Annotated in this window: 16 protein-coding genes; 7 read left to right on the forward strand and 9 right to left on the reverse strand. The window is 58.6% G+C overall.

Annotation, left to right across the window (positions count from 1 at the left end):
- The first annotated feature begins 225 nt into the window (after positions 1 to 225).
- Entirely contained in the window at positions 226 to 1143 is a 918-nt protein-coding gene (gene ppk2, locus AC2FJC_RS06460; protein ID WP_496734263.1) for a polyphosphate kinase 2, read from the forward strand.
- 60 nt (positions 1144 to 1203) lie between these two features.
- Here ppk2 and AC2FJC_RS06465 read toward each other — a convergent pair whose 3' ends face one another.
- Both AC2FJC_RS06465 and rpsU read right to left on the reverse strand, forming a co-directional pair.
- Positions 1204 to 2295: a CAP domain-containing protein gene (locus tag AC2FJC_RS06465; RefSeq protein WP_496738858.1), complete on the reverse strand. Its 1092-nt coding sequence runs from the start codon at positions 2293 to 2295 to the stop codon at positions 1204 to 1206.
- A gap of 293 nt (positions 2296 to 2588) precedes the next feature.
- Positions 2589 to 2795 (reverse strand): 30S ribosomal protein S21, encoded by a 207-nt coding sequence (gene rpsU / locus AC2FJC_RS06470; RefSeq protein ID WP_005614280.1) that lies wholly within the window; start codon positions 2793 to 2795, stop codon positions 2589 to 2591.
- 111 nt (positions 2796 to 2906) lie between these two features.
- On the opposite strand from rpsU, the gene AC2FJC_RS06475 reads away from it, so the two are divergent.
- Positions 2907 to 3599: a COQ9 family protein gene (locus tag AC2FJC_RS06475; RefSeq protein WP_496738859.1), complete on the forward strand. Its 693-nt coding sequence runs from the start codon at positions 2907 to 2909 to the stop codon at positions 3597 to 3599.
- Positions 3600 to 3654: 55 nt separating this feature from the next.
- Positions 3655 to 4641: an NAD(P)H-quinone oxidoreductase gene (locus AC2FJC_RS06480; protein ID WP_496738860.1), complete on the forward strand. Its 987-nt coding sequence runs from the start codon at positions 3655 to 3657 to the stop codon at positions 4639 to 4641.
- 35 nt (positions 4642 to 4676) lie between these two features.
- On the opposite strand, the gene AC2FJC_RS06485 is transcribed toward AC2FJC_RS06480, so the two are convergent.
- On the reverse strand, positions 4677 to 5534 hold the full coding sequence (locus AC2FJC_RS06485) for a DUF2189 domain-containing protein (RefSeq protein WP_496738861.1): 858 nt from the start codon (positions 5532 to 5534) through the stop codon (positions 4677 to 4679).
- A 191-nt stretch (positions 5535 to 5725) separates the two neighbouring features.
- Here AC2FJC_RS06485 and AC2FJC_RS06490 point away from each other — a divergent pair, with 191 nt between their 5' ends.
- Positions 5726 to 6709, forward strand: a complete 984-nt coding sequence (locus AC2FJC_RS06490) for a quinone oxidoreductase family protein (RefSeq protein ID WP_496738862.1) — start codon at positions 5726 to 5728, stop codon at positions 6707 to 6709.
- Between the two features lie 92 nt (positions 6710 to 6801).
- Here the strand turns inward: AC2FJC_RS06490 and AC2FJC_RS06495 are convergent, their stop codons facing one another.
- From AC2FJC_RS06495 to AC2FJC_RS06520, 6 genes are all read right to left on the reverse strand, one after another.
- A complete protein-coding gene (locus AC2FJC_RS06495) occupies positions 6802 to 7275 on the reverse strand; it encodes a YHS domain-containing (seleno)protein (protein ID WP_496738863.1) in 474 nt (157 codons plus the stop codon).
- A gap of 458 nt (positions 7276 to 7733) precedes the next feature.
- Positions 7734 to 8339, reverse strand: coding sequence for a glycerol-3-phosphate 1-O-acyltransferase PlsY (gene plsY / locus AC2FJC_RS06500; RefSeq protein ID WP_496738866.1), 606 nt, complete (start codon positions 8337 to 8339; stop codon positions 7734 to 7736).
- Complete coding sequence (gene pyrC / locus AC2FJC_RS06505) at positions 8339 to 9619, reverse strand: dihydroorotase (RefSeq protein ID WP_496738867.1); 1281 nt, start codon at positions 9617 to 9619, stop codon at positions 8339 to 8341. Before pyrC ends, plsY begins: the two co-directional genes overlap by 1 nt.
- Positions 9616 to 10002 (reverse strand): hypothetical protein, encoded by a 387-nt coding sequence (locus tag AC2FJC_RS06510; protein WP_282152523.1) that lies wholly within the window; start codon positions 10000 to 10002, stop codon positions 9616 to 9618. The genes pyrC and AC2FJC_RS06510 overlap by 4 nt, the downstream gene beginning before the upstream one ends.
- Entirely contained in the window at positions 9987 to 10505 is a 519-nt protein-coding gene (locus AC2FJC_RS06515; RefSeq protein WP_496738868.1) for a hypothetical protein, read from the reverse strand. Before AC2FJC_RS06515 ends, AC2FJC_RS06510 begins: the two co-directional genes overlap by 16 nt.
- Positions 10502 to 11437, reverse strand: coding sequence for an aspartate carbamoyltransferase catalytic subunit (locus AC2FJC_RS06520; RefSeq protein ID WP_282120068.1), 936 nt, complete (start codon positions 11435 to 11437; stop codon positions 10502 to 10504). Before AC2FJC_RS06520 ends, AC2FJC_RS06515 begins: the two co-directional genes overlap by 4 nt.
- 759 nt (positions 11438 to 12196) lie before the next feature.
- Between AC2FJC_RS06520 and AC2FJC_RS06525 the strand changes: the two genes are divergently transcribed.
- The 3 genes from AC2FJC_RS06525 to AC2FJC_RS06535 are packed head-to-tail and all read left to right on the forward strand — an operon-like array spanning position 12197 to position 14177.
- The gene (locus AC2FJC_RS06525) at positions 12197 to 12964 is read left to right on the forward strand and encodes a uracil-DNA glycosylase (protein ID WP_496739005.1); all 768 of its coding nucleotides are present in this window, start codon (positions 12197 to 12199) and stop codon (positions 12962 to 12964) included.
- Positions 12961 to 13560, forward strand: coding sequence for a metallophosphoesterase family protein (locus AC2FJC_RS06530; protein ID WP_496738869.1), 600 nt, complete (start codon positions 12961 to 12963; stop codon positions 13558 to 13560). Before AC2FJC_RS06525 ends, AC2FJC_RS06530 begins: the two co-directional genes overlap by 4 nt.
- The gene (locus AC2FJC_RS06535) at positions 13557 to 14177 is read left to right on the forward strand and encodes a LysE family translocator (RefSeq protein WP_496738870.1); all 621 of its coding nucleotides are present in this window, start codon (positions 13557 to 13559) and stop codon (positions 14175 to 14177) included. Before AC2FJC_RS06530 ends, AC2FJC_RS06535 begins: the two co-directional genes overlap by 4 nt.
- Position 14178 lies beyond the last annotated feature (1 nt).

The following is a 14178-nucleotide window of genomic DNA, read 5'->3' on the forward strand; positions in this document are numbered from 1 at the left end:
AAGGGTTAGCCTGTGCCTTACTGCCAGCGTTGCGTCAAATCAGACGCTTGTATCTAGGCACAGGTCGGTTCAATTATAGGAATGACCGAACGTCTGCCTGTTTTACGGCCCCGCACCAACTTGAAATTGAACCGGCGCGGAGCGTTCATCAATTATATCTGATGACATCAGGCGGTCACACTCTCTGGGTATGGTCGGAACCCGTTGACTGATAAGGAGCAGATCTTGGCTTACCAACAAAATGACGCCCCAAAAGACTGGCTGGAAGCCGAGCTCGAAGACACGTTGGACGAAGATTTCGAAATCGAATTCAGTGAGCCGATGCTGTCGATGGAAGTTCGCAAGATCTACAAGGAACAGCATCCCGACATGTTGGACCGCAAGGTCTATTTCCAGAACCTGCTGCGATTGCAGGCCGAACTGATCAGAGTGCAGGATTGGGTTCAACATACCGGCGCCAAAGTGTGCATCCTATTCGAAGGTCGCGACAGTGCCGGTAAAGGGGGGGTAATCAAGCGGATTACCCAGCGCCTGAACCCGCGTGTTGCGCGTGTGGTTGCCTTGCCTGCACCGAGTCGCAGGGAACAAAGCCAGTGGTATTTCCAACGCTACGTGCCGCACCTGCCCGCAGCTGGCGAAATCGTTCTGTTCGACCGGTCCTGGTATAACAGGGCCGGTGTCGAACGGGTCATGGGTTTTGCCAGCGAAGATCAGGTCGAACAGTTCTTTCAGGACGTTCCCGAATTCGAACGGATGCTGGTGCGGTCGGGGATTATTCTGTTGAAATACTGGTTCTCGATCACTGATGAAGAACAGCAGTTGCGATTCCTGATGCGCATTCACGATCCGATGAAACAGTGGAAGCTGTCCCCGATGGATCTGGAGTCGCGTATTCGGTGGGAATCCTACACCAAGGCCAAAGAAGATATGTTGTTCCGCACGAACATTCCCGAAGCGCCCTGGTACATCGTTGAAGGCAACGACAAAAAGCGCGAACGCCTGAATTGTATCGAACACCTGCTGACCAAGATCCCGTATTCGGATGTGCCGCAGGAAAAAGTCGACCTGCCGGATCGAAAGTACAACCCGGAATACGAACGCCGGGTTCTGCCGGACGATCTGTATGTCCCAAAGGTCTATTGAACTATTGAAGTAGAAATTGGTGCGAGGCAGGGTCGCCCCCGCCCCGCACCCTGGGACCCGTTAAGCGGCGTCCATCATGCAGTCGAAATCATAATAGTTGAACACAAAGACATCACCTGAATTGTCTCCGGTCATGTCAGAGCATGTCTCAACATCGTCCGCAGGATCGTCACCGCCGGTCATCACAATATCGAAATCGTCGGTTTCGGGTTCCGCATCGGCATAGTCCGTTTCGTTCCAATCAAACTGGTCGAACTGCGCCTGAATCGATTGGACGAATGCCCGGATCTCGGCCAGGAACTCCTGCACATCGAAACATGCAAATTCTTCAGGTTCTTCCGTTCCGGGCGTTTCTGGCTCCGGTTCCTCGGGCTCAGTGACTTCGGGATCAGGTACTTCGGCCACCGGTTCCTCTGGCTCGGTGACTTCGGGGTCAGGTACCTCGGCCACCGGTTCCTCTGGCTCGGTGACTTCGGGATCAGGTACCTCGGCCACCGGTTCCTCGGGCTCGGTGACTTCGGGGTCAGGTACTTCGGCCACCGGTTCCTCGGGCTCTGTAACTTCGGGGTCAGGTACTTCGGCTACGGGTTCCTCTGGCTCGGTAACCTCGGGATCAGGTACTTCGGCCACGGGCTCTTCGGGCTGCGGGGTTTCTTCAACCGGTGGTGTCGGAGCCGGCGGCGTAGTGGAGCCGCTGTCCAGCATGACCTCACCCTGGGTGGCAGCAAAGTTCTGCGTCACCATCACAGCGTCGAAACCTTGCATGTCGCCGGTTTCAATGCCGATTCCGATATATTTGAAATCCGGGTTCAGAATATTGGCGCGGTGTCCGGGGCTGTTCATCAGGTTCTGATGAAGCTGGGCGACGTCATCGCTGATGCCTGGCGCGCCGCGCTCGGATTGCCAGGCGATGTTTTCACCCGACCGCCAGTTGCCCGAGAAGTCGAATCCGGCCATTTCCATCCGCTGAGTGGCGCTGGAACCACCCGAGCCGGTATGGCTGAACCTGTCAGTTTCCAGCATCCATTCACTGTGATCCTCGGACGAGTCGTTCAGCCGCGTTTCAAGCTGTAGGGGGTCCAGCCCGCGGGATGTGCGCTCTTGGTTAATCAGCGCCAGCATTTCTTGTTCGATACTACTTGCAGTAGACATTTTTGCCTCCGATTGGTTTTTTGTCGTGGTAGACGGCGCCAGTTACAAAGGCTCGATACGGCCTTCATAGGGATGGCGTGTCCAGAGGCGAGTTTTGGCGGGTCAGTGCTACCGTCACGGGATTCGCTGCGCTGCAAAATGCCGGGCAAAATGTTGCTGAGGGGGAAATGGCAGCTTGTCGCGCGTGGGCGGCCCGAGTCGGCGTAAATCATCCGACCCTAGAAACGACAAACCCCCGGGCGATGCCTCGGGGGTCGTCAAATAGTGTCATCCAAAGCTGGACGAGCGAGGTCTTAGAGCAAACCTTCGCGCTGTGCTTTCTTACGTGCCAGTTTACGGGCACGGCGGATCGCTTCAGCTTTCTCGCGCGCTTTTTTCTCGGACGGTTTCTCGAAATGTTGCTTGAGCTTCATTTCGCGGAACACGCCTTCGCGCTGCAGCTTTTTCTTCAGGGCACGAAGCGCCTGATCGACGTTATTGTCGCGAACACTAACCTGCATGTGGTTGTCACCACCTTTCTAGATAGAGTTGCAAGGAAATTGCAGGAATTGGCCGTATAGCAAAGCCGTTCTATCTTGTCTAGTACTGGTCCCCAGAACCGGAGAACCGCCATGACCACCACATATGAAGACACCAAGCAGCAGTTGTTGGACGCGATTTTGATCCATGTGCCGTTTGACGGCTGGTCCGAAGCCAGCTTTCGTGCAGCTATCTTAGATTGCGATATGGATGACACGCTGGCGCGCGCGATTTGCCCCCGTGGCGCGGTTGATCTGGCACTGGCCTTTCACGCGCGCGGCGACGCGGCGATGGAGGATCGGCTGAAGTCCTCGGACCTGAGCGAGTTGAAGTTCCGCGAGCGAATCGCCGCTGCAGTTCGGTTCCGGCTTGAGGCGGTTCCGGACAAAGAGCTTGTTCGCCGGGGTATGACGTTGTTTTCGCTGCCCACCCACGCAGCCGATGGGGCAAAAGCCTTATGGCAGACCTGCGATCTGATCTGGGACACGCTTGGCGATTCCTCGGACGACGTGAACTGGTACACGAAACGAGCGACGTTGTCGGGCGTCTATTCCTCGACTCTGCTGTTCTGGCTGGGCGATGATTCCCCCGATCACCAGAAAACCTGGGAGTTTCTGGATCGGCGGATAGACAACGTCATGCAGTTCGAAAAGATCAAGGCGCAGGTGAATGACAACCCGTTGTTCAAACCGTTTTTGGCGGTGCCGAACTGGTTGGCTGGTCAGGTAAAAGCGCCGACAAAGATACGGGCTGATTTGCCGGGTATGTTGAACCCGCGCAAGTAAGCGTCTGGGCCTTCCAGAAATTGCCTGCTAGGCATTGGGCAAAGGAGATTTGCCCATGACCCAGATGATGCGCGCTGTCGAAATCACCAAACCCGGTGGTCCGGATGTTCTGCAACTGACGGAACGCCCGGTGCCGGAACCACAAGCCGGGCAGGTGATCCTGAAAGTGGCCTATGCGGGTGTGAACCGCCCGGATGCGCTGCAGCGTGCCGGGGCCTATGATCCGCCGCAGGGCGCCAGCGATTTGCCGGGGCTTGAAGCATCGGGTGAGGTTGTTGCCGTTGGTGCCGGGGTCGAGGGTCTGGCCATCGGCGATCAGGTCTGTGCTTTGCTGCCCGGTGGCGGATATGCGGAATATGTGGCCACACCCGCTGCGCATTGTCTGCCAGTTCCTTCGGGAATGGGGATGAAAGAGGCCGCGTGCCTGCCCGAAACCTTCTTTACTGTGTGGTCCAACGTTTTCACGCGCGGCGGTCTGAAGGCAGGTGAGCGTTTTCTGGTGCATGGCGGGTCCAGCGGCATTGGCACAACAGCGATCCAGCTGGCGAACGCGTTTGGTGCGCGGGTGTTTGCAACCGCCGGATCTGCTGAGAAATGCGAGGCCTGTGTGAACCTCGGGGCCGAGAGGGCGATCAATTACCGGGATGAGGACTTCGTGGGCGTCATGCGGGCTGAGGGCGGGGCGAACCTGATCCTCGACATGGTTGGTGGCGACTATATCCCGCGCAACGTCAAAGCTCTGGCCGAGGATGGGCGTCTGGTTCAGATCGCCTTCCTGCAAGGTCCGAAGGTCGAGTTGAACTTTGCAATGATGATGGTCAAACGCCTGACCCTTACTGGCAGCACCCTGCGCCCGCAAAGCGATCTGGCAAAGGCGAAGATTGCGCAGGATTTGCGCGAGGCTGTCTGGCCATTGCTGGAGGCTGGGAAGGTGGCCCCCGTCATAGACAGTCAGTTTGATCTGGCCGAGGCGGCAGCCGCCCATGCGCGGATGGAAAGCTCGGGTCACATCGGCAAGATTGTCCTCAAGGTCGCTGGTTAAAACTCTGGCGCGGGTAAATCCCGCGCTTTTTCCGATCAGACCACTGCGCGGCGGTAAAGATGCCAGGTTGCATGGCCCAGGACTGGCATGACAACGATCAGCCCCAGCAGCATCGGGATGGCTCCGATGATCAACAAGGTCGCTACGATGAACCCCCATGCCAAAATGACACCGGGGTTATGCCGCAACACCCGGACCGACGTCACGACCGCCACTGGCAAGCCGACTGGGCGGTCCAACAGCAGTGGAAAGCTGACGACGCTCATGGCCAATGCGACCAGCGCGAATAGAAACCCGATCGCATTGCCGAAGATGATCATTGACCAGCCTGCGCCTGTGGTGAACACCTGAGTCACGAAAGCCCCGAGTGAGGTGGGCAGATCAGGCCCAAGCGTATGCACATAGATGCTCTGCGCGACCATCAGCCAAATCAGCAGCAGCATGACCAGATAGAATCCCAAGGCCAGAATTGCTCCGAAGGACGGGGACCGAAAGACGCCCAAGGCGTCCAGCCAATGCACCTCGCCGCCTTGCTCGCGTTTACGGCTGATTTCGTAAAGGCCCACGGCTGCGATCGGACCGACTAGTGCGAAACCCATGATCAGCGGTGCCAGAAGGGGAACCATGTTGCGATTAAGGCCGAACCCGAACATCAGCAGACCTGCGATCGGGTAAACCAGTATGATGAAAATCGCATCCGCCCGCGTTTCCAGAAAGTCATTGTACCCGGCTTGCAAACAGGCCTTCAGGTCCTGCATCGTCAGTGTTTGCACCTGCGGCAGATGCCGGGTGTCCGCGCTGCCGATATGGTGCACGCTTTCGGTAATATGATCGCCGGTCGCGCCGATGTTTCGGGCGGCCCAACTGATCGGATTTCCTATTGTTTTGGCCATCTTGATCCCCTCCCTTTGCCAGTGCGCAACGGGTTGAATCCGGCGGTGGTTGCCTTTGGCCGGACCAGCCGGCAACGCTCAGACCCCAGTATAGCACAGTTTTTCGCGCTGTGGTTGCGTGGCGGCAAAAACCTTCCAATTGCCCTGTTTCACAGGCGTGTTAGCTTGGCGTCAGGCAACAGGAGGTCAGCATGCAGCAAACGGCAAGAACCGTCGTCATTCACGAACACGGCGGCCCCGAAGTTCTAAAGATCGAAGACCGGCCCTTGGGCGACCCCGGACCCGGCGAGGTTCGCATCCGCCACCGGGCCTGTGGGCTGAACTTCATTGATGTCTACCAGCGTACCGGGTTGTACCCGATGGATTTACCGCACGCGCTGGGCATGGAAGCGGCAGGTGTGATTGAGGCCGTTGGCGAAGGTGTTACCCATCTGAAACCGGGCCAGCGCGCGGCCTATGCCGCAGCACCCGCCGGGGCCTATTGTGAGGCGCGCGTGATGCCAGCGGCGCAGGTATGTCCGTTGTCCGAAGGGATTTCTTTTGACGCGGCTGCGGCGATGATGCTCAAGGGGATGACGGTCGAGTATCTGTTTCACCGGACAACGCCTTTGAAACGGGGTGACACGGTTTTGTTTCACGCGGCTGCTGGTGGCGTTGGTCTGATTGCCTGCCAATGGGCCAAGTCCGAGGGCATCACCCTGATCGGAACAGCCGGAACAGACGAAAAATGCAGCCTCGCGCAGTTCAACGGGGCTGCGCATTGCATCAACTACCGGACCGAGAACTTTGCCGAGCGTGTGGCCGAAATCACCGGCGGCAAAGGTGTGGATGTGGTCATGGATTCCATCGGCGCGGACACGTTCAATGGCTCGCTGGACTGCCTGAAACCCTTGGGAATGATGATCTCATTCGGCAATGCCTCAGGTCCGGTCCCGTTGATGGACATCGGGATTCTGGGCAAGAAAGGTTCCTTGAAAATCACTCGACCGACCCTGTTTACCCATATCGCCGACCCTTCCGTCTGTCAGGCAATGGCACGGCGGCTGTTCGGCAAGGTCGAAGGCGGTGAGGTCAAAATCCACATCGATCAGTGGTTCCCGTTGGATCAGGTGGCCGAGGCGCATCGGGTTCTTGAAGCGCGTCAAACCACAGGCAGCACGGTTCTTGAACCGTAAGACCGACTGAACCCGGCCCGTTAGTGGTTGATCTTGAATCGAAAAGCGGCGGCAGAATACTCTGCCGCCGCCTTTATTAGGAATGTCAGAAATTATTGCTGCAGTTCCGCCGGTGTTTTGTCTGCGATGGTTTCCCAATTGGCGCTTGCTTGTTCCACAAAGCCTGGGATGTCACCTTCCCAGCGCTGCTGAATGTCTTGCGACAGGTTCAGGTACAGCTTGTTGTCGACGATCTTCCAGTAGGTCGGGTCACCGTCAAACTTGAAGCCCATCGCGGCGCCGAACGCGCAGTAACCGCCGTATGCAGGCAGGTAGGCCTCGGGATTTTCTTCGAACGCGGCTTTGTTTTCTTCATTGGCAAAGCGGTACATCGCGTCGTTGTGCAGTGTGGTGATGCGGTAGTCACCTTTGGTCGGCTCGCCAGCGGTGAAGTAGGCAACGGGATCATAGCCCTGCATGGCCAGACCGGTCGAGCTTGCGTTCAGTTCAACACCAGCGGCCAGAGCCGAGCTTGCAAGGGCAACAGACAGCGCGACGCCGCCGATAAGAGATTTGAACTTGTTCATTGTTTTCACCTTTCGTGAAGGGGCTGCCACGTGACGCAGAAAATTGCGCCCAGACAACCCAAGAGTTTTTTTGTCCGTGAGACCCGCAATTGGTCGTCACAGAACCCAAGTGGGCGGGCGGCCCATCACGTTCAAAGCAATCAATTGTGAATGTGCAGAGGCGAAGAGGCACTGTTCACAAATGCAGGGTGGAGCTCACATATCGGGCCTGAAATCCAAAACGAATTCGGTGACTTTTTCTGCGGGCATCTCGCAGGGGCGAAGAAGAGATCCACGTTTGGTCAAATAAAGGTTCAGGCTGATGTAGTCGCTGCCGTCCAGTGCGCGTGCGACAAGTTTTTGGGACTTGCCGCCAGAAAATTCCGTTCGACTGACGATATACCGCCTGCGGTGGGCATGCCCGGTCGATGACCCCTTGGGGATAGCAAAAAAGGCGGCCAGGAAGGCGTACGAGGCGCTCAAGACTGTCCGATTTTTGGTTCAGTGCCGGATTTGATGCGGGCAATATTCGCGCTGTGGCGCCAATAGACCAACAGGGTCAGGACGCCAGCCAGTAGCAGCGTTTGCGAACCTGTCAGCAGAAGGGCCCAGATAGTGGACGTTGCCGCCGCCGCAAGTGCCGCAAGGGATGAGATGCGCCAGATTGCAGCTGCAACCAGCCAGATCAGGCAACAGGCCACACCGACGCGCCAGTCCAACGCCAGCCAGATACCCAGGAACGTGGCGACCCCTTTGCCGCCCTTAAATCCCAGCCAAACCGGAAAGCAATGGCCCAAAAGTGCGGCCAGCGCCGCAATCTGCGCGGCATCCTCGCCCGCTAGGGCACGCGCCACCAGAACGGCAACCCCGCCTTTTGCGGCGTCGAAAATCAGGGTCAGGGCCGCGGCGGTCTTGTTGCCCGTCCGCAGAACATTGGTTGCGCCGATATTGCCCGAACCGATGTTGCGCAGATTGCCCAAGCCCATCACCTTGGCCAGGACCATGCCAAACGGGATCGACCCCATCAGATACCCAAAGGTTGCCCAGAGGATCAGCTGGGTCGTTGTACTGTCAATGACGGGCATCAGGGTCTCCGGTAAACTTCTTGGCCTGCAACGAAAGTTGCGGTGACCTTACCCTGCATCCGCTGGCCGTCAAACGGTGTGTTCTGCGATTTCGATTTCAGCGAGAACCGGTCCAGCACAAAGGGCACATCCGGGTCAAACAGCACCAGATCCGCAGGCGCGCCTTCGGACAGACGACCACTGTCCAGCCCTAGTCGTTTTGCCGGGTTCAGGGCCATTGCGCGGAACAGTGTCGGCAGGTCCAGCTGCCCGGCATGATACAGACGCAAGGCCGCGGGTAGCAGTGTTTCCAGCGCCACCGCGCCAGAGGCCGCCTCTTCAAACGGCAGGCGTTTGCTTTCCTCATCCTGAGGCGTGTGCATGGAGCTGATCGTATCAATCAGGCCGGTCCGCACCGCTTCGATCACCGCTTGCCGGTCATCCTCGGAGCGCAGCGGCGGTTTGACTTTGAAGAAGGTGCGATAGTCGGCCACGTCCAGCTCATTCAGGGTCAGGTGGTGGATTGACGTACCTGCGGTGATGTCCAGACCGTTGCGTTTTGCGCGCTCAAGCGCGGGCAGGGCGCGGGCAGTGGTGATTTGGTCAGCGTGGTAGGTGGCCCCGGTCATCTCAAGCAAGGCGATGTCGCGATCCAGCCCCATCCGCTCGGCCATTGGCGAAACAGCGGGCAGGCCGCGCAGCACGGCGAACTTACCACTGGTGGCTGCGGCACCATTGCTGAGGATGGATTCTTGCGGGTGAGCAATGACCAGCGCGCCGCAGGCTCGGGCATAGGTCAGGGCGCGGGAAAACACCTTGGTGTTTGCGATCACGTGATCACAATCGGTGAAGGCCACGGCACCCGCATCCTGCAGGAACCCGATCTCAGTCATCTCGCGGCCTTCGCGACTTTTGGTCAACGCGGCCATTGGAAGGACGTTGACCGGTGTGTCGGCCTGAGCCCGGCGTGTGACGAACTCCAGACTTTCCGGCGTGTCGATGGCCGGGCTGGTGTCAGGACGGGTCACGATCGTGGTCACGCCACCGGCGGCGGCGGCCAGACCGGCGGACTTATAGCTTTCCTTGTGCCGCTCACCCGGTTCACAAACCTTGACGCCGATATCGACGATACCAGGGGCAAGGCACTGTCCTTTACAATCAATGACTGCGCCGTCCAGCGTCGGAGCAACCCCTTCGCCGCGCGCAGTAATCCTACCATCGGTTACATGTAGCCAGCCAGGGCTGTCGGTGCCGGTTTCCGGGTCGATCAGGCGGGCGTTGGTGAAAATAGTGTTGTTCATCCCATTGCCCTTTCGATGGCGGCTTTGGTGGCTGCGGGGTCAGCCTGATACTTGATCAGATGCTTGTCGCCACCCTTGGTGACGATCTGGACAAAACTGCCCATGAGGTTGACCGCCTCTATCTGGTTCAGCGCCACATTGCGCGGGCCGGGGCCGGTTAGGGAGGTTTCCGTCATCTGCCATGTGGTGGTCAGTTCTTCTGAGGCCAGGTACCATGCGCGAAAGGCAACCGCGGCAAGACCCGCGGGCGCCCCGGTCCAGACGTAGGGGTTTCCGACCAGCCACAACACGATCATCGCGACAGCCATGGCCCCGGCGGCCAGCCATGTATTCGTGCGGATATAAGCGCCTTTGTCGGGGGTGAAGGTCACAGGATCAGCCACAGGATGCCTCCGATGACCACCAGCGCCACCACTGCCAGCATGGCCGACCCAATACGGCCGGGTTTGTCGTCCCGTGGTGGCGTCTGCGGGGCCGAGAACGGTTTCGCGCTTTCGGTTTTAATTGCTCCACCGGTCCAGCTTGTCGCCTCTTCAGTGTAAAGGCCAATCAGGCGCACTTTGGCGTCCGGTTGCAAAGTGGCGGCACGTCCCTGAAACGCGGCACTGCGCAGGACCATGACCCAGCCTTCAATGCGATCCAGTGCAGCCCGGTCCAGCTGATCTTTAGGGACGCCGCACCCTTCGTTGAGATAGCCATAAAGACCCAGTTCCTCGAGATCTGATACGGGAAAGACGTCGATCTGAACGGGATCCAGACCCTCGACACCCAGAATCTGGTCGGCGGCGCCCGGTTCGCGCAGGAACTTTGCTGCTTCGGGCCGCATGTCCAAGTGAAACAGGCGGAGGACGCCATGTTCGTGGGGGGCGACGTTCAGATCACTCATGCTGCCTCGCGCAGGTTGCGGGCCAACAGTTCCATTGCGGCCATGCGAACGGCGACGCCCATTTCGACCTGTTCCTGAATAACGGACCGGTTGATGTCGTCTGCCAAAGTGCCATCGATCTCGACGCCGCGATTCATCGGGCCAGGATGCATGACGATGGCGTCAGGCTTAGCCTGCGACAGCTTAGCGGCGTCCAGACCATAGCGGTGATAGTATTCCCGTTCCGAGGGGATGAACCCGCCATCCATCCGCTCTTTCTGAAGGCGCAGCATCATCACGACGTCGACGTCCTTCAGGCCCTCGTTCATGTCGTCGTAAATTTCGGCGCCAAACTCGGCAAACTGGCTTGGGAGCAGCGTCGGTGGTCCAATCAGACGAATACGGTTTTCCATTTTTCCCAGCAGGATCAGGTTTGACCGCGCCACGCGGGAATGTGCGACGTCGCCGCAGATCGCGATGTTCAGGCGGTGCAGGCGACCTTTGGCGCGGCGAATGGTCAGCGCGTCCAGCAGAGCCTGCGTCGGGTGTTCATGTTTGCCGTCACCGGCATTTAGCACCGCGCAGTTCACCTTCTGCGCCAGCAGGTCGACCGCGCCGGAATGCGGATGGCGCACCACCAACAAATCGGGGTGCATCGCATTCAGCGTCATCGCTGTGTCGATCAACGTCTCGCCCTTTTTGATCGAGCTGGCCTGCATCGCCATGTTCATCACATCCGCGCCCAGCCGCTTGCCTGCGATTTCGAAACTGGCCTGCGTGCGGGTTGAGTTCTCGAAGAACATGTTGATTTGGGTCAGGCCCGACAGCACGTCGGAATGCTTGGTCGACTGGCGGTTCATGTCGACGTATTTCTCGGCCAGATCGAGAATGGCAGTAATATCGGATTGCGACAGATGCTCGATGCCAAGAAGGTGACGATGGACGAAACGCATTGGCGGGCTCCTGTCTGACAATCGCGCCGCTTATAGGAAGCCGCGCTGCGCAAGGCAACCTAAGGATCAGATCCTTCGGGCAGTTTCTCGCATCCGCCTTCGGGCAGGCACTGTTCGCCGGGCTTGCACCACTTGCCGTATCCGCAATCGATGGCCTTGACGGGAACACATCCTTGGTTTTTTGAACATTTGAATCCTTGACGGCACTGAGATCCGGTTTTTTCGCAAAGATACCAGCCGGGGCGTGTACATCCGCCACCCGGCAGGCAAGACGATCCGGATCCGCAAATGCGACCGTCGTCACACGTTAGAGAAGGCAGTTCCTGAATGTCGGGCGTTATCTTCTCGCATTCCCCGCGCGCGTTGCAGATGCTACCGCCGGGGCAGTCCAGACGCGACCTGCACTTGTTTTGCCCCGCTGGGGCGCACCGGGTGCCGCCCGCCACGCAGCGCTCGAATGGGCCGCAGGTTCTGCCGCCACCGCAATAGGTGCCGCCCAGCGGAATGCAGTTCCCGTCAAAGCTGCATCTTTGGCCGCCCGAACAGCAGGTACTGCCGCATTTGAACTGACCGGAACGGCACTGCCCGTATCGGTCCTGAAACTGCGCAGAGGCCGGGCCACTGAGCATGGTCAGCAGCAAACTGATGAGAAAGAATCGCAAAACACACAACATGAATACGCCAATGGTCGGTGCGACGGACCGACCAATCAAGGCCTATTCGCTTTCCCTCCTTCAAAAGGTGGTTAGATTGAGGGTTATGGAATCGGCTTTGGACTATCATACTGCCCGCGCCCTGTTGGAATGGCAGATCGAACTGGGTGCGACGGATGCGATCGGTGATGCACCGGTGGATCGCTATGCGTTGCCGGATACCGCGCCCAAAGCCAAGAAACCCGCAAAGGCCCAGTCCGCACCAGAAAAACCCAAGCAGCTTGATCCGGTTGCGGTTGCGAAATCTGCGGCACAGGCTGCCGGGTCGCTGGATCAGTTGCAGGCGGCCATGGACGCGTTTGACCATTGTGAGTTGAAGCGCGGTGCGCGGCAGTTGGTCTTTGCAGACGGCACCCCAGGTGCGCGGGTGATGATTATCGGAGAGGCCCCGGGCCGCGATGAGGACCGCGAAGGCAGGCCCTTTGTCGGACGCGCCGGGCAGTTGTTGGATCGGATGTTGGCGGCAATTGATCTAAACCGAACCGAAAACGTCTATATCACCAACGTCCTGCCGTGGCGCCCGCCGCAGAACCGGGATCCCAAGCCCGAAGAGATTGGCATGTTGAAGCCGTTTCTGGAACGGCATGTGGCCTTGGCCAAACCCGAGGTTTTGGTGGTGATGGGCAATATCAGCTGTCAGGCTGTTCTGGGTAAACGGGGGATCACACGGCTTCGCGGTCAGTGGGATCAGGCGATGGACTTGCCGGTTATCCCGATGTTCCATCCTGCATATCTGCTGCGACAGCCACAGATGAAGCGGCAGGCATGGGCCGATTTGCTGGAACTCAAAGCAAGGCTGGAGGGCAAGGTATGAAAATCCTCGCATTCTCGGACCTGCATATGGCGCGAAACCGTGCCGCAGACGTTGTTGCAGCCAGCGATGAGGCCGATCTGGTTATCGGAGCCGGAGATTATTGCAATATGCGGCAAGGGCTGGATGACGCGATGGCGATGCTCTCTGGTATCAATGCGCCACTGGTTCTGGTTCCGGGCAATGCCGAAAGTGCAGGTGAACTGACCGACGCCGCGCCTGAAGGCGTGCATGTTTTGCACGGCACAGGCATGACCGTGGATGGGCTGCGTCTGTTTGGCCTTGGTTACGGCGTGCCGGTGACGCCATTCGGTGAGTGGTCCTGTGATCTGACGGACCCTGAAGCGGCTGAGTTGCTGGATCGTTGCGAAGGGGCTGACATCTTGATTGCCCATTCTCCGCCCAAGGGTCACGGCGATCTTACATCGACGGGTGATGCGGTTGGATCGGTGGCGGTCCGTGACGCAATCGAGCGGTTGCAGCCGCAATTTGCCCTTTGTGGCCATATCCATGACAGCTGGGGCTACCGAGGCGCAATCGGCGTGACGCAGATCGCCAATCTTGGCCCCACAGTAAATTGGTTCGAGGTCACCACGTGATTGAAACAGTTACGCTGCTGGCGTTTATCCCGGCGGCAATTGCCCTGAATCTGACCCCCGGGGCCGACATGATGTTCTGCTTTGGGCAGGGGCTGCGGTCCGGGGCGCGGCCTGCAATCGCCGCCAGCGCAGGTATTTCCGCCGGATCGATGGTTCACGTTCTGGTAGCGGGTCTCGGTCTAGGAGCGGCGGTGGCCACGATGCCCTGGCTGTTCGATGTGATCCGCTGGATGGGTGTTGCTTATCTGCTGTATCTCGCCTGGGGGGCGTTTCGCAATGGGGCGGTCTCTGCGGATGTTCCCTCCGGTCCCACCCAATTGGCATTCCGGGACGGGCTGGTGGTGAACCTGACCAACCCCAAGGTAATTCTGTTCGTACTGGCCTTCATTCCGCAATTCGTAGACCCGGCGGCGGGATCGATCCTGCTGCAGTTCCTGATTTTCGGGTCCATCATTGCGTTGGGCGGATTTGTGGTGAACGGGCTTGCTGGAATATTTGCCGGTGGTGCGGGGCGGGTGCTGATCGCGAACCCGCGCGCCTCACGCATCATGGGTTGGGTGACTGGGGGGATCTTCACAGCCCTCGCCATCCGGCTTGCCATCTTGGAAAGGGCCTGAC

This window comes from Ruegeria sp. CDSB117 (genome assembly GCF_059611005.1).